Here is a 19,307-nt window from a genome sequence, read left to right on the forward strand (position 1 = left end):
AGGATACCGACTGTTTAGTTATCACTTGCATGCCGGGCTGGGGTTGGCGGCCGGGCCTTCCGCGGTCTGCTTGATGAACGGGATAGTGCCATCGGCGTTGTATGCAAACTCCTCCACCGCCACCGAACGGCGGTACTCGCCACCGCCGGGCAGCTTGGCGTTGTGATAGAAGATGTAGGACTTGCCGTTGAAGTCGATGATGGCCTGGTGGATGGTCTTGACCTTGGCGTTCTTCGACATGATCGTGCCGCGGTACTGCCATGGGCCGGTGGCGCTTGGCCCCGTCATGTACGCCGTCTCCTCGGGGAAGTTGCGCGAATAGGATAAATAGTATGTGCCGTTATGCTTGTGCAGGTAGGACGCCTCGGTGAACATGTCCATGCCGACGGTCTGGATCGGGCCGTCCAACTCGGTCATGTTCGGCTTCAGCTTCGCATACTTCAGCACCGTGTTGCCCCAGTAGAGATAAGCCTGGCCGTCGTCGTCCTGGAAGATGGCCGGGTCGATGTCGTCCCAGGTGATCGCCGTTTGCCGCGTCATGTCGTTGGTGACCAGTGCCGAGCCGCGCGCGTCGACGAAGGGACCGGTGGGGCTGTCGGAAACGGCGACGCCGATGGCAAAGCCCGGTATCGTCGCGTGATCTACCGTCGAATAGAAATAGTATTTGCCGTCGCGCTTGGTGACGTCGGCCGCCCAGGCCTGGCCCTTGGCCCACTTGAAGGTCGAGGCCTGCAGCGGCGAGCCGCGGTCGGTCCAGTTCTTCATGTCGCAGCTGCTGTAGACGCGCCATTCCTTCATCAAGTAGTCGCGGCCTTTTGGCGCGGCCTCGTCATGGCCGACGTACAGGTAGACGGTGCCGTTGTCCACGTAGGCCGACGGATCGGCGGTGAACAGCTTGGGGAACAGCGGATTGGCCGCCTGCGCACCGGCCACCGTCAACAAGGCGGCGGCGGCACCAGCAGCAACGGCGGCGCATTTGATCATATTCCTCATGGCTATCTCCGGTATTATTTTTTTGATGCGGCGCCCATCGCCATCAGGCGCTGCACGACGCAGAATACGAACAGCAGGCCGCCGATGACGATCTTGGTCCACCACGAGCTGAGCGTGCCGTCGAAGGCGATCAGCGTCTGGATGGTGCCCAGTACCAGCACGCCGGACAGCGAACCGGCCACGTAGCCGTAGCCGCCGCTTAGCAGCGTGCCGCCGATGACCACGGCGGCGATGGCATCGAGTTCCGTGCCCTGCGCATGCAGACCATAGCCGGACAACATGTAGAACGAGAACAGCACGCCCGCCAGCGCGGCGCAGAAGCCGCTGAAGGCGTAGATCAGCACCTTGGTGCGCCCTACCCTCAAGCCCATCATCAGCGCCGACTGCTCGTTGCCGCCGACCGCGTAGATGGCGCGGCCGAACGGCGTGCAGTGGGCGACGTAGATGGCTGCGGCCAGTGTCAGCAGCGCGATCAGCGCGCCGGGCGAGATGAAGCCGCCCAGTATCGGCAACTGGGTTTGCGACATCGCCACGTACAGCGGATCGTCGATGGTGATCGAGTTAATGCTGATCAGGTAGCACAGGCCGCGCGCCAGGAACATGCCCGCCAGCGTGACGATGAAAGGCTGCAGCTTGAAGTAATGGATCATCGCGCCCATCGCCGCGCCGAAGCCGGCGCCCAGCACCAGCACGATGGCGATCACCAGCAACGGCGGCAGGTGCCAGCTTTGCAACAGCGTGGCGGAAACCATCGTCGTCAGCGCCAGCACCGAACCGACCGACAGATCGATGCCGCCGGAGAGGATGACGAAGCTCATGCCGACGGCGATCACCAGCAGGAAGGCGTTATCGATCAAGAGATTGAACAGCACCTGCAACGACAGGAAGCCGGGATAGGCGAAGCCGCCGGCGCCCAGCAACACGATCAACAGCCCGACCGTGACCAGCGAAGTGAAATATGGCGACGCCATCCAGGCGCGCCCGCTTTTAATCATCGTGCTCATGCTGCCTTGCCTTTTACATTCGTGCGAATAGCACGCCACATGTTCTTGAATTCGGCCGACTGCGACAGACAGACCAGGAATACCACCACCGACTTGACCACCATATTGATCTCCGGCGGCAGGCCGAGCGAGTAGATGGTGTAAGTCAGCGTCTGGATGATCAGCGCACCGATCACGCTGCCGGCCAGGCTGAATTTACCGCCCGCGAGGGAGGTGCCGCCCAGCGTGACCGCCAGGATCGCATCCAGCTCCAGCAACAGGCCGGCGTTGTTGGCGTCCGCGCTCTTGATATTCGCGCTGATCATCAGGCCTGCCAATCCGGCGCAGGCGCTGCAGAATACGTAGACGAAGAAGATCAGCACCGCCGTCTTCAAGCCCGCCAGCCTGGCGGCCACCGGATTGATGCCGACCGCCTGGATGAACAGGCCGAGCGCGGTCTTGCGCATCAACAGCGCGGTGACCAGGAACACGGCGGCCACGATGAACAGCGAGAACGGCAGTCCAAACAGGTAGCCGCTGCCCAGGAAGAAGAACGGCTTGTAGTAGACGGTGACGATCTGGCCGTCCGTCAGCAGCTGCGCCAGGCCGCGCCCCGCCACCATCAGGATCAGCGTCGCGACGATGGGCTGCAGACCCAGTCCCGCCACCAGCAGGCCGTTCCAGGCGCCGCACAGCAGCGCAGCCCCCATGGCCGCGCACAAGGCCCAGACCATCGGCGTGTTGGCGACGTATTCGGGTACGCCGTTCTGCATCACCATCGTGCCGCCGATCAGCATGGCCGCCACGGTGCCGCTGATCGCGACCACCGCGCCGACCGAGATATCGATGCCGCGCGTGGCGATCACCAGCGTCATGCCCAACGCGGCCAGCACCAGAGGCGCCGCGCGGTTGGCGATGTCGATCAGGCTGCCGTACAGGTGGCCGTCCTTGATCTCGAGATGGAAGAAGCCCGGCACTAGCAGCAGGTCGATCAGCAGCAGGGCCGCCAACGCGGCCAGGGGACGGAACAGGTTATTCATGCGCGTCTCCCGCCGCGATCACATGCAGCACCGACGTTTCGTCCAGCGCACCGCGTGGATATTCGCCGCCGGCCTTGCGGTCCCGCATGACGACGATGCGGTCGCTGCAGCGCAATACTTCCGGCAGCTCGGATGAAATGAATAATATCGCCATACCTTTGCGGCACAAGGCCGTTACATAGTCCATGATCTCCTGCTTGGCGCGCACGTCGATGCCGCGCGTCGGCTCGTCCAGGATCAGCATTTTCGGCTCGGTGGCCATCCAGCGCGCCAGCAGTACCTTTTGCTGGTTGCCGCCGGAGAGCGTGCCGATCGGGGTCTCGATGCTGGCGGTCTTGATGCCGAGCGCCTTGACGTAATCCTCGGCCAGCTGCTGCTGACGCTTCATCGGGATGGCGCGCATGATGCCGAGGCGGGCCTGCAAGGCGAGGATCAGGTTTTCGCGCACAGAGAGTTCCAGGACGGCGCCTTCATGCTTGCGGTCTTCCGAACAGAAGCCGATGCCTGCGGCGATGGCGTCGCGCGGGGAGTTGAAGTTGTGGTCTTTGCCGTCGATGGAGATGGTGCCGCTGTCCGCGCGGTCGGCGCCGAACAGAAGGCGTGCCGCCTCGGTGCGGCCGGAGCCCAGCAGGCCGGCAAGGCCCAGCAGCTCGCCTTGACGCAGTTCGATATCCATCGGCGCCAGCGCACCCTTGCGTCCCAGCCCGAGCGCGCGGAGAAAGGCCGGCAGCTTCAACGTCGCCTCGGCCGGCGCCGCGGCGGCGGACGACGGAGCCGCGGCGGCTGGTTCGGCTGCGGGTTCTGCTGCCGTATCGCCGGCTGGCACGCCCACCATCTTGTTCACCAGCTCAAGCCGCGACAGCTCGCTGCAGGCGTACTCGCCTTCCCGCTCACCGTTGCGCATGACCGTGATGCGGTCCGAGATCGCATAGGTCTGGTCCAGGAAGTGCGTCACAAACAGAATCGCCATGCCCTGCTCGCGCAGGCCACGCAGGACGCTGAACAACAGCTCCACTTCCTTCTCGTCGAGACTGGAAGTCGGCTCGTCCAATATCAGCACCTTGGCCGACACCAGCAATGCCCGCGAAATCGCCACCATCTGTTGAATCGCCAGCGGATAGCGCGCCAGCGGCTGCGTCACATCGATCCGTATCTGCATCCGCTCCAGCAGCGATGTGGCCTGCTGTTGCATGCCGCGCCAGTCGATGCGGCCCAGTTTGCGCGGATAGCGGCCGATGAAAATATTCTCGGCCACCGACAGATTCGGGCAAAGATTCACTTCCTGATAAACGGTGCTGATGCCCAGGTTCTGAGCCTCCAGCGTGGAAGCAGGCTGTATCGGCGTCCCTTCCAGCAGGATCTGTCCCGCGTCGGGCGTGTACACACCGGTCAGCACCTTGATCAGGGTCGACTTGCCGGCGCCGTTCTGTCCCATCAGCGTATGCACCTCGCCCGGATACAGGTTCAGCGCCACGCCGCTCAAAGCCTTCACGCCGGGGAAAGACTTGCTGATCCCCCGCAGCTCAAGGACCGGCGAAGATAAAGTACTCATCGGATCAGTATTTACGGTTCGGGAATTCCTTGGCCGCGACTTCAGCCGGGAACACGCTCTCTTGGGTCGTAATGCGCTTTGGCACAGGCTTGTTGGCCACCACATCGCGCGCGATCTGCATCAGCTGAGGGCCGAGCAGCGGGCTGCATTCCACCGTCACGTTCAGCTTCCCGGCGATCATCGCCTCGAAGGCGCCCTTGACGCCGTCGATCGAAATCACCACGATGTCCTTGCCAGGCTTCATGCCGGCTTCCTCGATCGCCTGGATCGCGCCGATGGCCATGTCGTCATTATGCGCGTACAGAACGTTGATCTTCTTGCCTTCGGCCTTGAGGAAGGCTTCCATCACTTCCTTGCCCTTGGCGCGGGTGAAGTCGCCGGTCTGCGAGCGGATCACCTTCAGCTTCGGATTGGTGGCGATGACTTCTTCAAAGCCCTTCTTGCGGTCCAGCGCCGGCGCCGAACCGACGGTGCCTTGCAGTTCGACGATATTGATGACGGCATCGGGCGTCTTCTTCGCGCGATCGAGCAGCCAGCGGCCTGCGCGCCGGCCTTCCTCGACGAAGTCCGAACCGATGAAGGTCACGTACAGCGAAGGATCGCTGACGTTGACCGCGCGGTCGGTCAGGATGACGGGAATTTTGGCGGCCTTGGCTTCGCGCAGCACGGTGTCCCAACCAGATTCCACCACCGGCGAAAACGCGATCACGTCCACGCGCTGGGCGATGAAGGAACGGATCGCCTTGACCTGGTTTTCCTGCTTCTGCTGGGCGTCCGCAAATTTGAGGATGATGCCGTCCTTCTTGGCGGCGTCCTTGATCGAAACGGTGTTCGCGGTGCGCCACTCGCTTTCGGCGCCGACCTGCGAAAAGCCGATCACCAGCGGCTTGGCCGCAAAAACGGGAGTGACGGCGGTGAAAGCGGCCAAGAACGCGGCGGCCAGTACGGTTCTGCGATTACATGTCATAGCGAAGTCTCCGAATGAATTTGTATATTTTATGGTTCATATACTATGAGAAAGGGAAATATCTATCCAATGATATTTTCCATCATATCGATATCGATTTCGATATCAACGCAGCAGTCTCAAGCCGTACAAGCCGCCCGCCCTCGATCCCTGGCGGGCGACAAATTTGACCACCAGCTTGCCGCCGCCCAGCATAGCCGCTGGAATGGCGTAGTCCCGGGTGTAGATTTCCTGCGGCGCGGCGCCATCCAGCGCAACCTCGGCCAGCAACCGGTCGTTGATAAAGATATCGAAATGGCGTCCGGCATCCAAAGTTGAATATGTCAGCCGCAGCGTGCGGGCTTCGGCCTTTTTGTCGGTCAGCTCGTAGCTGAACCAGCCGCTTGCATGGCGCCAGTGACGGCCCTTGCTGATGCCGGCGTCGGCCCCCTCGCCTTTGAAGAAGTGATCGGACTCCGGCTGCTGCTCGCCCGGCGCCACCTGATCTATCGTCTGCGCATCCAATGCCAGGCGCTCCGCCTCGTCCTGCGCGGCCTTGGCCTGCATGGACGCCAGGTTGGCCGGCGTGGAATACGGCCAGTAGACCACGTAGCGCGAATCGTGCAGCCGGAAGAACGGGATGAAGGTCACGCTGCCGACATTCTTCCCCTGCACCAGCCCCGGCGCAGTGAACGTCAGCGGCCTGCCGGGCACCGGCTTGAAGCGGTCCATGAAAGCCTTGGTATCGCTGACCAGCATCGGCGCCGACTCCATCGGGCATACCTGGCCTTGCGCCACATGGCCCATGCGCGAGTCGTCGGCGAAGAAGTTCAGCTTTTCGCCTGCAAACGGATCGGTCTTCGCCGCCAGCACGATAGGGCCGTGCAGCACCGCATAGTAGTTGGACTTGTCCGGCATCTGCTCCAGATGGGTTTTCATCGGCAGGCGGATCTCGACCTTGTCGCCGTCGCGCCATTGGCGGCGCAGGCTGACGTAGCGGTCCGCGCCGGCGTCGGCCGCCACAGGCTTGCCGTTGACGGTGATGCGCAAGGCGCCGCGCGCCACCCACTCGGGATAGCGGATCTTCATCGTGAACGCCTTGCTCCCCTTGACCACCAGCGTGCTGGTGTCTTCGTCGGGGAAGCGGTTGGCTTGCGTGATCGTCACGCCCTGTTCGCGCCAGTTCAGCGTCGATGGAATGAACAGGTTCACGTAAAGATCGTCGCCTCGATGCGCGTAGATGAACTCCCCGTACTTTGCATGGCTTTCGATGCCGGAGCCCACGCAGCACCACATGGCCTTGTCGACCTGAGAGTAGACGCGGTAGTGGTTCGGCCGCATCGGCGTGAAGTAGACGAAGCCGCCGCTGTCGGGCCGCTGCGACGAGAGGATGTGGTTGTACAACGCCCGCTCGTAGTAGTCGCTGTAGCTGCCTTTGGCATCGCCAAGGAACAGCAGCTCGGTGAGCTTGAGCATGTTGTAGGTATTGCAGGTTTCCGGACCTTCGACTTCTTCCACCATCGGCGAGAAGTCCTTGTCGTCGTTGAAGTGCTCCTTGACGCTATTGCCGCCGATGGCGACGGTGCGGTGATCGTGCACCGTCTGCCAGAAGAATTGCGCCGCCTGCTGCCAGTCGCGGCGGCCGGTGATGTCGCCGATGCGCTTGAAGCCGATCACCTTGGGGATCTGCGTGTTGGCGTGCAGCCCGGTGAGCTGGTCCTTGCCCTCTTCCAGCGGACGCAGGATGGCCTGGTGCGAGAAGCGTATCGCCAGGTCCATGTATTTCTTCTGGCCGGTCATCTGGGCGACGTCGGCCAGCACCTCGTTCATGCCGCCGTGCTCACTGCGCAGCATGGACTGCATTTGTTCTTCGCTCAGGTGCGAGGTCAGCTCCAGCGCCCAGTCGGACATCGCGATCAGCATGGCGCGGGCATCCTGGTTGCCGGTATAGGTGTAGGCGTCGCGCAGGCCGGCGTAGACCTTGTGCAGGTTGTACCACGGGACCCATTTGCCGTTGACGGAGAAGTTGTCGGCATGGAGTTCGCCCTTGGCGATGGCTTGCCACGCAGCGCCGCCGTCCGGGATGCCGCCGATGTAGCCGTTGCCGTTCTTCTGCTGGCAGCGCTTGAGTTCCGCGACGAAGTAGTTCAGCCGCTTGAGGACTTCCTCGTCGCCGGTCGAGGCGTACATCAGCGCGAGGGCCGAGAGATAGTGGCCGCCAAGGTGGCCGTCAAGGCCGCTGGATTCCCAGTTGCCGTAGCTGGGCTGCTTCAGCGGCAGGCCGGCTTCGCGCAGGAATGGCGCCAGCAGCCGGTCCGGCTCCATCTCAAGCAGGTAATGCAGGTCCGTGCGCTGGGCTTCCAGGAAGGGACTATCTCCCAGCCGCACGTCGGCGAGCGGAAACAGCTGCAACGGCGCCGCCGGCGCCGCGCCGGCGGCAAACGCGATGGCAACGGCGGCAGCGAGGCTGCGCAATATCTTCATGGCGATGGCAGCTGGTTGCTGCGATACTTGTTGAGATCCGCGGGATCGACCACCGGCCAACCGCTGGCGTCCCACTTCATCTCCATGATCTTCAGCTTCTGCAGATAGTCGTCCGCGGTCTCGTAGGCGTGCAGCACCATGTAGTCCCTGCCGTCGATGGTGTAGGCGCCGTTGTGACCCAGCGCTTTCCAGTCCTTGTCGCCGGCGATCACCGTGGAACCGCCGCCCTTCAACATGTCCACCCCGTCCTTGTCCAGGTAAGGACCGGTGACGTTCCTGGCCCTACCGACAACCACGTGATAGGTGCTGTTGGATTTCTGGCAGCACAGACCGAACGAAGCGAAGAGATAGTAGTAGCCGCCTTTCTTGAAGATGAACGGCGCCTCGATCTCGTCCGGCGCGGACACCTTGCCGCCCACGGATGGCACGCGCAGGCGGCTGGCGATTGCCTGCCATTCCTGCGGTGCGGCCAGGCCGGTCCAATCCGGGTTCAACTTCGCCAGCTTCAATCCGCTCCAGAACGAGCCGAAGGCAAGCCAGGCCTCGCCTTTGTCATCTTCGACGACATTCGGATCGATGGCATTCCAATCGTCTCGCGACGGTACGGATTGCAGCAGCAGGCCCTTGTCTTCCCAGCGATAGTCGGGCGAGCGCGGGTTCAGCGTCTTGTTGACGGTGACTCCGATGCCCGAGGCATTCTTGCCGAAGCCTGAAACGGAATAGTACAAATAGTATTTCCCGTTATGGAAATGCACATCCGGCGCCCAGACATGGCCGTCGAAGCCAGGCGCCACACTCTTGGCCCACACCGGCTGGTCCTTGAAGATGCGGCCTTCGGGTGTCCAGTCCTTCATGTTTTTCGAACTGTAGAACGTGATACCCGGTCCGGTGCTGAACACGTACCAGGTATCGCCCTCCTTCGCCATGACAGGATCATGGACGCTGACTTCCTTGGCGGCGCAGGCGGGAAGCGCGGAAAGCGCCGCCAGCCCCAATGCAAATACAACAGACTTCATCTCAACTCCCTGTGCGCGCGCCCCAGATCGACACGCCGTCAACCGACTGCGCGGTCCACGTCACCACGAAGGCGCTGGCGTTGGTATTCCACTGGCGCGACAGCACGCCATTGAAAGTACCGGTAGCGCCCAGCGCAATCGTAATCTTGTTGGCGCCGTTATGCTTCCACGTGCCGGTTGCCGCACCCGACACGGTACCGTCGGCCGCCAGCTTGATGGCCTGCGAAGACTTGATGGCCGTCGTAATATCCTTGCCGTGGTTGATCATCTTGTACGAGCCGGCCGCATCGGCCGCCGTCACCTCGGCCGCCAACGGCGTCGAGTTCTTGCTCAGCGGCGCGTAGCGGAGCGGCGCCACAACGATCCAGCCATCCTCGTTGATGAACATCTCGTGCACGCGGATCTGATGCAGCTCGCCGGTTCCGGGGAAACGGGTATGGAACACCAGGAAGTACTGGCCCGTGGACGCTTCGTAATAGGCCGAATTATGGCCCGGCGATACATAGCCCAGCGGCGTGCCCGATTCCCCGTCGGCCAGCGCGAACTGGTAGTTGCCCATGATCTTCTGGCCGAACGGCGCGATGCTGGCGTCGTCGAACAGCGGCAGCGCGGGATTGGCCTTGACGTTGGCCATGTCGTTGCCCTTGGCGTCCACATACGGACCGTCCGGGTTCAGCGAGCGGGCCACGCGCATGTTGTAGGCGCCATTGGCGTCCAATCCGCCGAAGGACGTGAACAGGTAGTAGTACTTCGACTGCGGGCTGTACATCACGTACGCGCCTTCGATGCGGCTATGGTTCCCGCCCATCAGGTGCTTGCCGTAGCCCTGGCCGGGCTTCTGCAGGCCGGTCGCCGGATCCATCGCCAGGATGAAGATGCCGCCGGAATAGGAGCCGTAGATCATCCACAGCTTGCCATCCTTGTCGAAGAAGGTGTTCGGGTCGACCACGTTCGGCATCGTCAGCGCGTCGTAGACGTTCACGCCGTCTTCGCTGACCAGGCCCCACATGCCGGATTTGAGCATGATCTGCTTGTTGACGTACGGGCCTTCCACCTTGTCCGCCACAGCCACGCCCAGCGCCGAACGGGGCGAGTCGCCTTTGCAGGCGTTGTAGTAGAAGTAGAACTTTCCGTCGCCCAGCTTGACCACATCCGGCGCCCACAGGTCGGTGACCTGCGCCCAGGTGAAGGTGTCGGCCAGCGAGGTCACCACGTTATTGAACAACGGATTGGTGGCGTTGACGCCGTCGGCGAACTTGGTCCAGTTCATCAGGTCCGTCGACTTGGCCGCGGCCAGGTGCGAGCCGAAGACGTAGTAGGTACCGTCCACCTTGATCAGGGCGGGATCGTGGACCGAGGCGTCGGCGAACGTGATGGTGGTCGGCGTCGGCGTCGGCGTCGGCGTTGGCGTCGGTGTGGGTGTTGGCGTAGGTGTTGGCGTAGGCGTAGGCGTCGGAGTTGCGGCAACTGGATTGCCGCCGCCTCCTCCACCGCCGCAACCAGCCAGCAGCATGGCCACGCCACCGGCGATGGCCTTACGGCGCGACAGGGAAATATCGTGCACCGTCATGCCCTCACTCCACCGCCACCACGATCACAGCCTTGGCAGGAATCTTCACCGTCACCTTGCCATCGACGCCGGTGGCGGTGAATGGCGCAGGTTTCACTGCTTGCGGCGATTGGAAAGTATTATGCGCATCCATCGCAGCGGCAGTCAGCACGCGGCCCTTCAATGCCTTGATCGTCTGGCCCGGAATATTGACCGCCACGTCGGCAGCCTGTCCTGGATTGGTGTTCACCAGCGCCAGATACAGCTTGCCATCCGCGCCGCGTGCGGCCGATGCGCTGATCTCGGGAATGCCGGCACCATCCACGGTGTACTGCGGATTGTTCGACAGCGTCAGCGGCAGCGTGGTCGCGCCCTGGAACGGCGCATACATTTCAAAGGCGTGATAGGTCGGCGTCAGCACCATCTTGTCCTTGTCGGTGATGATCATCGACTGCAGCACATTGACCATCTGCGCGATATTGGTCATGCGCACCCGGTCTGCGTGGGCATGGAAGATGTTGAAGTTAAGCGCTGCAACAACCGCATCGCGCAGGGTATTCTGCTGAAACAGGAAGCCGGCGTTGGTGCCCTTCTCCACGTCGTACCAGGTGCCCCATTCATCGACGAACAGGCCCAGTTTTTTCTCCGGATCGTTCTTGTCCATCACCGCGGCATTTTTTCGGATGTGGTCATCCATGCGCAGTGTGGCGCTCAGCGTGGACAGCCATTCTTTTTCAGGGAATCCGGTTGCCGCGCCCTTCACTTCCCACTTCCCGGTCGGGATGGTGTAGTAGTGGAAGCTGATGCCGTCGGTCTGGCGCTTGAGCTGCTTGCTCAGCACATCGGACCAGCTGGTATCGCTGTCGTTGCCGCCGCTGGCGATCAGCTTCGGACGGCTGGACGACGGCGCCTTCAGGAACGTCTCGACGTTCTTGTACAGGTCCGCGTAGTGCTCCGGCGTCATATTGCCGCCGCAGCCCCACGCCTCGTTACCGACGGCGAAATAGGCGACCTTGAATGGTTTCTCATGGCCGTTCTTGCGGCGCAGCTCGGCCAGCGTGGACTTGCTGTCGGACGTCATGTACTCGATCCACTCCGACATCTCCTGGACGCTGCCGGAACCAAGGTTGCCGTTGACGTAGGCGTCAGCGCCCAGCAGGTCGACCAGGTCGAAGAACTCGTGCGTACCGACGGCATTGGACTCCGCCACGCCGCCCCAATTGGTGTTGACCTTGACCGGGCGCTTCTCGCGCGGGCCGACGCCGTCCTTCCAGTGATACTCGTCGGCGAAGCAGCCGCCCGGCCAGCGCACCAGCGGCACGTGCATCGCCTTCAGCGCGCCGACCACGTCGTTGCGCCAGCCCTTGGTGTTGGGGATCTTCGATTTTGGACCGACCCACATGCCTTCGTAGATGCCGGTACCCAGGTGCTCGGCGAACTGGCCGTAGACATCCTTGTTGATGACCGCACCGGGCTTGCCGGCGTCGATGGTGAGACCGATCGTGTCGGCCGCGAAGGCGCCGCCGGAAGCCAGCAGGCACAAGGCGAATACGCCGCGTTTAATTTGGTTCATAGTCTATCTCCTGTTTATAGTTTTATGACGAATCCGCCGTGCGGTTTGATCGTTACTGCTACTTTCTTGCCTGCGGCGATATCGCGCTGGCTGAAACTGCGTTCGCCATCGCCGTCGGCGATGATCGTTCCCTGTTTGGCTCCGGCAAAGGACAAGTCCAGCGTCAGCGTCTTGTCGGACTCGGTGGCGTTGATGCCGGAGATGTACCAGCTGTCGCCCGAGCGGCGCGCGACGACGGCGTATTGGCCCGGATAGCCGTCGACCAGGCGGCTGTCGTCCCAGCTGCGCGGCAGCTCCTGCAGGAAGCTCTTCACGTAGGCCGGCACGGTAGCCATGCCTTCGGGGATCTCGGCGAAGTGCTGGATGCCCGAGATGTACAACACCGACGTGGCCAGCTCGAAGCCGTTGCTGGAAGTACGCTTGATCTTCGGGATGTCGCCGAAGACCATCGGCGTGAAGTCCATCGGATCGAACAGGTTGCGAGCGAACGGCAGCATGGCGGCGTGGGTCGGCATCTTGTCTTCGTCGGCCTGCTCGAAGGTGGTGAACTCCATGCCGCGCACGGCTTCCATCGTCATCAGGTTGGGCCAGGTGCGGGTCCAGCCGCGCGGCAGCGTGGCACCGTGGAAGTTGACCAGCAGTCCGGCGTCGGCCGCATCGCGCAGGATGGCGACGTAGTAGGCGATCATCGACTGGGCATCGCCGTTGAAGAAGTCGATCTTGACACCCTTGACGCCCATGTCATGCAGGCGCTTGAATTCGGCGACGCGCTGTTCGTGGGTCAGCAGCTTGCTTTTCGGCGAATACTCGGTGGAGTTCCATGGGCCGGACGAGTTGTACCACAGCAGAATGCCGACGTTCCTGGTGGCGGCGTAGTCGACCAGTTCCTTGACCTTTTCGTAGCCGATCTTACGGTCCCAGTCGGCATCGATCAGGGTGTAATCCCAATGCATGTCGGCGGCGTAGTCGATGAACTTTTTCTGGACGTCGTAGACGGTGGCATCGTCCTTCATCAGCGCCCAGCTCCACGACGCATGGCCGGGCTTGACCAGCGATTTATCGAAAGCGATGGCTGGAGCGGCAAGGTCGGTGCCGAGCGTGGAACCGGTCACCGTCTGCAAGGAACCCAGTGCCAACAGGCGCCACGGCGTGGTGAGCGTGCCTTCGACTTCGGCCATCAGGCGGCCGTCGGTGTAGACCTCCTCGGCCATCGGATTGCCAATGCTGTATTTTCCGCCGACGGATTGCGGCGCCAGGCGGGAAGCCTGGAAGCTGCCATCCATGCCGGCTTCGGAGATCGCCACCCAGTTGACGCCGGATTTGAACAGCGCCGGGAACACCCACCCTGCGGGCGAAGGCGATGGCGTGCCGACCGGGACGTCCATCAGATAGTGCTCTTCGTATGACGGATTAGTCCTGCCCCAACCGGTTTGCGCGACTGCGATCGGCTGCATCCAGGCCTTGGCTTCGGACGGCAGCGCGAACGTGGTGCGCTCCTGGATCAGTTTTTTGTGCGGCAGCGATGTATCGGCGACCACATAGCGGAAGGCGACGCCATCGTTCGACACGCGGAAGACGATGTCCATCTTCTGCTTCTGCGCGTTCTGTACCGAATAGGTCTGTTCGTTGGCGCGGTAGGTGATGTCGCGCCGCTTGCCGACAGCCATCTGGTAATGATCGCTGACGGCATGCGCCTTGCTGGTCCCGGTGATTTTCAAACCGCTGGCCAGGTCCGCGCCCTGCAACTGCAGGCCGAGATCGGAAGCCAGCAATACCGGCTTGCCGTCACGCGTGATCGTGTAGGCCAGCGTGCCGGCGGCGGTGGATTGCAGCTTGACGGCGATGTGGCGGTCCGGGCTGGTCAGCGCGGAGGGAGACGCGGCGGCGCCTGCCGACACGGCCGCCATGATTATTGCCGCATAGCTGGTTGTATTCATACCCATCCCCCATCGACGATAAACTCTTGAGCGGTGCACATGGCACCATCTTCAGCGGCCAGGAACAGGATCATCGAGGCAACGTGCTGCGGCATCAGCTTGGTCGGCAGGCACTGGTTGCGTTTGATGTCCTGCTCGCCCGCGTCGTCCAGCCACAGGTCGATCTGGCGCTGCGTCATCACCCAACCCGGCGTGACCGTGTTGACGCGGATGCCGTGCTCTCCGAACTCCCGGGCCAGGCCGCGCGTCAGGCCATGCACCGCCGCCTTCGACGTGGCGTACACCGGGTAGCCCGCATTCTTGACGTGCCACGAAATCGAGCCGACATTGATGATCGAGCCGGCGCCTTTTTTCTTCATGCCTTCCAGGACAGCCTGGCAAGTGAAGAACATCGGACGCTGGTTGATGGCGATGCGCTCGTTCCAGTATTCCAGGGTGACTTCAGCTGTCTCGTGGCGCTGGTCGTTGGCTGCGTTGTTGACGAGGATGTCGAAGTCGCCGACCAGCGTCGCCATCTCGACCATGGTCGCCTGCAGCGCGGGGATGTTGGTGATGTCGCACTGGCGAAACAGCGGCTCGGGATAGCCGGCTTCCTTCACGCGACGCGTCAGCGCCAGGCTGGCGTCGCGGGCGATGTCGACAAAGGCGACTTGCGCGCCCTGCTCCGCGAAGGAAATCACCATCGCTTCGCCGATGCCGGTGCCGCCACCGGTGATGAATACGCGCTTGCCGCGCAGGCTGGCGAACTTAGCCAATTGGGTCATACAGTCTCCGTTTTTATTATGGCGAGGTCCCCGTCATCGCGGGGATTCCTCGATACTGTGCTAGTCGCGAGTCAGCTCGCCTTCGCGGCGGCGCCACGCGGTGCCGCCGTTGTCGCGCAAGACTTCCGGCAGCAGTGCCTGCGACAGGTTCTGGTAGCACACAGGACGCAGGAAGCGCACGATGGCGCCCGTACCCACGGACGTGCTGCGGCCGTCGGACGTCGACGGGAACGGGCCGCCGTGCACCATCGCGCTGCAGACTTCCACGCCGGTCGGGAAGCCGTTGGCCAGGATGCGGCCGGCCTTGCGTTCCAGTACCGGCAGCAGCGCATGGGCGGCGTCGAGATCCGCATCGTCCAGCTGCAGCGTGGCGGTCAGCTGGCCTTCCAGGCTCTCGGCGATATGGCGCAGTTCCGCCATATCCTTGCATGCCACGACCAGCGAGGCCGGACCGAACACCTCTTCAGACAGCGCATGCTGCGACAGGAACGCCGCGCCGCTGGTGACGAACAGCGCCGGAGCGCCCTTGCCTTCGGCCTGCGGCGCCAGCGCCAGCGTCTTCACGTCCGCATGCTCGGCCAGTTGCGTAATACCGCGCTGGAAGCTGCCGGCGATCCCCGGCGACAGCATCGCGCACGCCGCGCCGCCGGCCAGCGCTTGCGCGGCGGCGTTGGCGAAGCGATCCAGATCGGGACCGGCGACGCCGATCACCAGGCCGGGATTGGTGCACATCTGCCCCACGCCCAGGACCAGCGAGCCGGCGAAGCCCGCGCCGATTTCCTCGGCACGCGCAGCCAGCGCCGCAGGCATCAGGAACACCGGATTGATCGAGCTCATTTCCGCATAGACGGGAATCGGTACCGGACGCGCCGCAGCCACCGCCATCAGCGCGACACCGCCGCTGCGCGAGCCGGTGAAGCCGACCGCCTTGATCGATGGATGACGCACCAGCTCCTGGCCGATGCCGTTGCCGCTGCCGGTCAACAGCGAGAACACGCCGGCCGGAAGGCCGCACAGCTCCACCGCCTTGACGATGGCGCGGCCCACCAGTTCGGACGTGCCGGGATGCGCGGAGTGCGCCTTCAGCACCACCGGGCAGCCGGCAGCCAGGGCCGACGCGGTGTCGCCGCCGGCCACAGAAAACGCCAACGGGAAGTTACTGGCCGCGAAAACCGCCACCGGACCGAGGCCGATCATGCGCATGCGCAGGTCGGGACGCGGCGGCGTCCGTTCCGGCAACGCCTTGTCGATACGGACATCGTTCCACGAGCCTTCGCGCAGCAGGTTGGCAAACAGTTTCAGCTGGCCGACGGTGCGGCCGCGCTCACCTTCGATGCGAGGACGCGGCAGGCCGCTTTCGGCCATCACGCGTTCGACCAGCACATCGCCCAGCGCCATGATCTGTTCGGCGATGGTTTCCAGGAAAACGGCGCGCTGCTCGTCGCTCAGCGCGCGGAAGGTGTCGAATGCGGCGTCTGCCGCGCGGCAGGCCTGGTCGATCTGCCCGACATCGACAGCGTGAAATTCCGGCTCCATCGACTGCTGCGTAGTGGGATTCCAGGCGCGGATGGCGCCGCCGGTACCTTTGACGGCGTGGCCGCCGATCAGTGCTTCGCCGGTAATGATCATAATGTTTTCACTTTCGCGATTTCGGTTTTATAGACAGTCAGCGTGTTGCGCAGGGCCGGGCCGAATTGCGGCGCGTCGATTTCAAACGTTTCGCCTGGCTTGACGACGATGTTGTCGGCCACGCTCAACGTGGCGGTGCCGAAGAAGTGGATATGCACGTCGCCGGGACGCTTGAACAGCGGGTACTTGAAGTGGTGATGCTCCAGGTTGGCGATGGTGTGCGACATATTCTGCTCGCCGCTGAAGAAAGCCTTCTCCCAGCGTACCTTGCCTTCAACGTCGTAGATGCGCGATGTGCCCTCGATGTGCGCCGGCGCCTCGCCGACCAGCAGCGCGGGGCCGACGCCGCAGGCGCGCAGTTTCGAGTGGGCGAGATACAGGTAGTTCTGGCGCTCGGTCACGTGGTCCGAGAACTCGTTGCCGATGGCGTAGCCGACGCGGTAAGGCTGACCGTCGTCGCCGATCACATACAGGCCGGCCACTTCCGGCTCTTCGCCGCCGTCCAGCGCGAAGTCGGGCATGCTCAGTGGCTGGCCGCTGGCGGCCACGATGGAGCCGTCGCCCTTGTAGAACCATTCCGGCTGCACGCCTGCCTGGCCGGCGGCCGGCTTGCCGCCTTCGACGCCAAGGCGGAACATTTTCATCGAATCGCTGAGCGACTCGACGTCGCCGCCGATTTTCTTGTGCATGGAGTCGCGGGTATCGGCGCTGCCCAGGTGGGTCAGGCCGGTGCCGGTGACGAAGCAGTGCGCGTCGTCGCTGTGATCCAGCGGCGGCAGCAGGCGGCCGGCGGCGGCGACGGCGTCGAACGCCTGCACGCCGTCGCCGACAGACTTGGCGACCAGGTCGGCCAGGCCGACGGACTGGCGTATCGCCGCCTGCGCCAGGGCGTAGGTCGTATCGTAGCCTTCGATGACGCGGATGGTGTTCTGTTCCAGCACGCCGATCTGGCGCGCGCCTTGTTCATTCTTGAATTGTACGAGCAGCATAATGTCTCCGTATTTTTATTAATGCGAATGGCGAGGCACGGCCGAGCCACGATTACCGACCAGGAAATCGAAGTCGCAGCCCTCGTCGGCCTGCAGCACGTGTTCGATGTACAGCTTCTGGTAGCCGGTCTTCGGCCCCGGCGCGCTGCCGATGACGCGGGCAGCCTGGCGCTCGGCCATCTCCGCTTCCGAAATCTCCAGGTTCAGCAGGCCGCCGGCGCAGTCGAGCGTGATCCAGTCGCCGTCCTTGACGATGCCCAGCGGGCCGCCGGCCATCGCTTCCGGCGCCACGTGCAGCACCACGGTGCCGTAGGCGGTACCGCTCATGCGCGCATCCGAGATGCGGACCATGTCCTTCACGCCGGCCGCCAGCAGTTTCGGCGGCAATCCCATATTCCCTACTTCGGCCATGCCCGGATAACCTTTCGGGCCGCAGTTCTTCATTACCAGTATCGAGCTGGCCTCGACGTCCAGGTCCGGATCGACGATGCGGCTCTTGTAGTGCTCGAAGTCCTCGAACACCACGGCGCGGCCGCGATGCTGCATCAGCTCCGGCGTAGCGGCCGACGGTTTCAGCACGGCGCCGCGCGGCGCCAGGTTGCCGCGCAGGATGCAGATGCCGCCATCCTTGAGCAGCGGATTCTCCAGCGGACGTATCACCTCGTCATCGTAGATCGGCGCGTCCTTGCAGTTCTCCCACAGGCTCTTGCCGTTGACCGTCAGCGCATCCGGATGCGGCACGAAATTGCCCTCCCCCATGCGGCGGATCGCGCCGGGCAGGCCGCCGGCGTAGTAGAACTCTTCCATCAGGAAGCGGCCCGACGGCAGCAGGTCGACGATGGTCGGCGTGCCGCGGCCGACACGGGTCCAGTCTTCCAGCTCCAGGTCGACGCCGATGCGGCCGGCGATGGCCTTCAGGTGGATCACGGCGTTGGTCGAACCGCCGATAGCGGCGTTGACGCGGATCGCGTTTTCAAAATTCTCGCGCTTGAGGATCTTCGACAGGTTCAGGCCTTCCTTCACCATCTCGACGATGCGGATGCCGGACATGTGCGCCAGGATGTAGCGGCGCGAATCGACGGCGGGGATGGCGGCGTTGTGCGGCAGCGTGGTGCCCAGCGCTTCGGCCATGCAGGCCATCGTCGAGGCGGTGCCCATGGTGTTGCAGGTGCCGGCGGAGCGGGAGTGGCCCGATTCGGCCGACATGAATTCGTGCATGGTGATTTCGCCGGCCTTGACCTGCTCGTGCAGCTGCCACACGGCGGTGCCGGAACCGATGTTCTTGCCGTTCAGCTTACCGTTCAGCATGGGGCCGCCGCTGACGACGATGGTCGGGATGTCGACGGAGGCCGCTCCCATCAGCAGCGCCGGCGTGGTCTTGTCGCAGCCGACCAGCAGCACGACGCCGTCCATCGGATTGCCGCGGATGGATTCTTCGACGTCCATGCTGGCCAGGTTGCGGGTCAGCATGGCGGTGGGACGCAGGTTCGATTCGCCGTTGGAGAAAACCGGGAACTCGACCGGGAAGCCGCCGGCTTCGAGGATGCCGCGCTTGACGTGTTCCGCCAGCTTGCGGAAATGCGCATTGCAAGGAGTCAGTTCCGACCAGGTGTTGCAGATGCCGATGATGGGTTTGCCCTGAAATTCATGATCAGGGATGCCCTGGTTCTTCATCCAGCTGCGGTACATGAAACCGTTTTTGTCCTGGGTGCCGAACCACTCGGCTGAGCGCAGCTTCACCTTTTTGTCATTTTCAGACATGAATATCTCCTCAGTATGTTCTTGTGCGGGGACGTGGATGTCATGCCCCCGCATCGATAAGGCATACTAAGTTGTAGTGAGATATCTTTCC

The 19,307-nt window shown here is 63.1% G+C and carries 14 protein-coding genes; all 14 read right to left on the reverse strand.

Going from position 1 to position 19,307, the window contains the following annotated elements; genetic code table 11:
• Positions 1–21 precede the first annotated feature (21 nt).
• The 14 genes from ACCD07_RS05030 to ACCD07_RS05095 all read right to left on the reverse strand — a co-directional run bounded on the left by ACCD07_RS05030 (position 22) and on the right by ACCD07_RS05095 (position 19,216).
• Positions 22–984 carry a glycoside hydrolase family 43 protein gene (locus tag ACCD07_RS05030; protein ID WP_176652098.1) on the reverse strand — a complete coding sequence of 321 codons (963 nt, stop codon included), beginning with the start codon at positions 982–984 and terminating at the stop codon, positions 22–24.
• Between the two features lie 23 nt (positions 985–1,007).
• Positions 1,008–1,997 (reverse strand): galactofuranose ABC transporter, permease protein YjfF, encoded by a 990-nt coding sequence (gene yjfF / locus ACCD07_RS05035; RefSeq protein WP_176651438.1) that lies wholly within the window; start codon positions 1,995–1,997, stop codon positions 1,008–1,010.
• Positions 1,994–3,016 carry an ABC transporter permease gene (locus ACCD07_RS05040; RefSeq protein ID WP_413446694.1) on the reverse strand — a complete coding sequence of 341 codons (1,023 nt, stop codon included), beginning with the start codon at positions 3,014–3,016 and terminating at the stop codon, positions 1,994–1,996. Before ACCD07_RS05040 ends, yjfF begins: the two co-directional genes overlap by 4 nt.
• On the reverse strand, positions 3,009–4,568 hold the full coding sequence (locus tag ACCD07_RS05045; protein WP_413446695.1) for a sugar ABC transporter ATP-binding protein: 1,560 nt from the start codon (positions 4,566–4,568) through the stop codon (positions 3,009–3,011). Before ACCD07_RS05045 ends, ACCD07_RS05040 begins: the two co-directional genes overlap by 8 nt.
• 4 nt (positions 4,569–4,572) lie before the next feature.
• Positions 4,573–5,535 (reverse strand): ABC transporter substrate-binding protein, encoded by a 963-nt coding sequence (locus tag ACCD07_RS05050; RefSeq protein ID WP_413446696.1) that lies wholly within the window; start codon positions 5,533–5,535, stop codon positions 4,573–4,575.
• A gap of 105 nt (positions 5,536–5,640) precedes the next feature.
• The gene (locus ACCD07_RS05055) at positions 5,641–7,998 is read right to left on the reverse strand and encodes a beta-L-arabinofuranosidase domain-containing protein (protein ID WP_413446697.1); all 2,358 of its coding nucleotides are present in this window, start codon (positions 7,996–7,998) and stop codon (positions 5,641–5,643) included.
• Complete coding sequence (locus ACCD07_RS05060; RefSeq protein WP_413446698.1) at positions 7,995–9,014, reverse strand: arabinan endo-1,5-alpha-L-arabinosidase; 1,020 nt, start codon at positions 9,012–9,014, stop codon at positions 7,995–7,997. Before ACCD07_RS05060 ends, ACCD07_RS05055 begins: the two co-directional genes overlap by 4 nt.
• Position 9,015: 1 nt before the next feature.
• Positions 9,016–10,584, reverse strand: a complete 1,569-nt coding sequence (locus ACCD07_RS05065) for a glycoside hydrolase family 43 protein (RefSeq protein ID WP_413446699.1) — start codon at positions 10,582–10,584, stop codon at positions 9,016–9,018.
• A 4-nt stretch (positions 10,585–10,588) separates the two neighbouring features.
• Entirely contained in the window at positions 10,589–12,136 is a 1,548-nt protein-coding gene (locus tag ACCD07_RS05070; protein WP_176651445.1) for an alpha-L-arabinofuranosidase C-terminal domain-containing protein, read from the reverse strand.
• Between the two features lie 14 nt (positions 12,137–12,150).
• Positions 12,151–14,073 carry a glycoside hydrolase family 97 catalytic domain-containing protein gene (locus ACCD07_RS05075; RefSeq protein ID WP_413446700.1) on the reverse strand — a complete coding sequence of 641 codons (1,923 nt, stop codon included), beginning with the start codon at positions 14,071–14,073 and terminating at the stop codon, positions 12,151–12,153.
• On the reverse strand, positions 14,070–14,837 hold the full coding sequence (locus tag ACCD07_RS05080) for an SDR family oxidoreductase (protein WP_176651447.1): 768 nt from the start codon (positions 14,835–14,837) through the stop codon (positions 14,070–14,072). The genes ACCD07_RS05075 and ACCD07_RS05080 overlap by 4 nt, the downstream gene beginning before the upstream one ends.
• A gap of 60 nt (positions 14,838–14,897) precedes the next feature.
• Complete coding sequence (locus ACCD07_RS05085; RefSeq protein WP_413446701.1) at positions 14,898–16,466, reverse strand: aldehyde dehydrogenase (NADP(+)); 1,569 nt, start codon at positions 16,464–16,466, stop codon at positions 14,898–14,900.
• Positions 16,463–17,455, reverse strand: a complete 993-nt coding sequence (araD1, locus tag ACCD07_RS05090; protein WP_413446702.1) for an AraD1 family protein — start codon at positions 17,453–17,455, stop codon at positions 16,463–16,465. Before araD1 ends, ACCD07_RS05085 begins: the two co-directional genes overlap by 4 nt.
• 18 nt (positions 17,456–17,473) lie before the next feature.
• On the reverse strand, positions 17,474–19,216 hold the full coding sequence (locus ACCD07_RS05095; RefSeq protein ID WP_176651450.1) for an IlvD/Edd family dehydratase: 1,743 nt from the start codon (positions 19,214–19,216) through the stop codon (positions 17,474–17,476).
• Between the last annotated feature and the right edge of the window lie 91 nt (positions 19,217–19,307).

Origin of the sequence: Duganella sp. Dugasp56 (assembly GCF_047304105.1) — a bacterium.
GTDB lineage: Bacteria > Pseudomonadota > Gammaproteobacteria > Burkholderiales > Burkholderiaceae_D > Rugamonas > Rugamonas hordei.

What these genes read in the sequence shown, in the direction of transcription:
- ACCD07_RS05030 (WP_176652098.1), bottom strand. Translation starts at nt 984, where the DNA reads ATGATCAAATGCGCCGCCGTTGCTGCTGGTGCCGCCGCCGCCTTGTTG.
- yjfF (WP_176651438.1), bottom strand. Translation starts at nt 1,997, where the DNA reads ATGAGCACGATGATTAAAAGCGGGCGCGCCTGGATGGCGTCGCCATAT.
- ACCD07_RS05040 (WP_413446694.1), bottom strand. Translation starts at nt 3,016, where the DNA reads ATGAATAACCTGTTCCGTCCCCTGGCCGCGTTGGCGGCCCTGCTGCTG.
- ACCD07_RS05045 (WP_413446695.1), bottom strand. Translation starts at nt 4,568, where the DNA reads ATGAGTACTTTATCTTCGCCGGTCCTTGAGCTGCGGGGGATCAGCAAG.
- ACCD07_RS05050 (WP_413446696.1), bottom strand. Translation starts at nt 5,535, where the DNA reads ATGACATGTAATCGCAGAACCGTACTGGCCGCCGCGTTCTTGGCCGCT.
- ACCD07_RS05055 (WP_413446697.1), bottom strand. Translation starts at nt 7,998, where the DNA reads ATGAAGATATTGCGCAGCCTCGCTGCCGCCGTTGCCATCGCGTTTGCC.
- ACCD07_RS05060 (WP_413446698.1), bottom strand. Translation starts at nt 9,014, where the DNA reads ATGAAGTCTGTTGTATTTGCATTGGGGCTGGCGGCGCTTTCCGCGCTT.
- ACCD07_RS05065 (WP_413446699.1), bottom strand. Translation starts at nt 10,584, where the DNA reads ATGACGGTGCACGATATTTCCCTGTCGCGCCGTAAGGCCATCGCCGGT.
- ACCD07_RS05070 (WP_176651445.1), bottom strand. Translation starts at nt 12,136, where the DNA reads ATGAACCAAATTAAACGCGGCGTATTCGCCTTGTGCCTGCTGGCTTCC.
- ACCD07_RS05075 (WP_413446700.1), bottom strand. Translation starts at nt 14,073, where the DNA reads ATGAATACAACCAGCTATGCGGCAATAATCATGGCGGCCGTGTCGGCA.
- ACCD07_RS05080 (WP_176651447.1), bottom strand. Translation starts at nt 14,837, where the DNA reads ATGACCCAATTGGCTAAGTTCGCCAGCCTGCGCGGCAAGCGCGTATTC.
- ACCD07_RS05085 (WP_413446701.1), bottom strand. Translation starts at nt 16,466, where the DNA reads ATGATCATTACCGGCGAAGCACTGATCGGCGGCCACGCCGTCAAAGGT.
- araD1 (WP_413446702.1), bottom strand. Translation starts at nt 17,455, where the DNA reads ATGCTGCTCGTACAATTCAAGAATGAACAAGGCGCGCGCCAGATCGGC.
- ACCD07_RS05095 (WP_176651450.1), bottom strand. Translation starts at nt 19,216, where the DNA reads ATGTCTGAAAATGACAAAAAGGTGAAGCTGCGCTCAGCCGAGTGGTTC.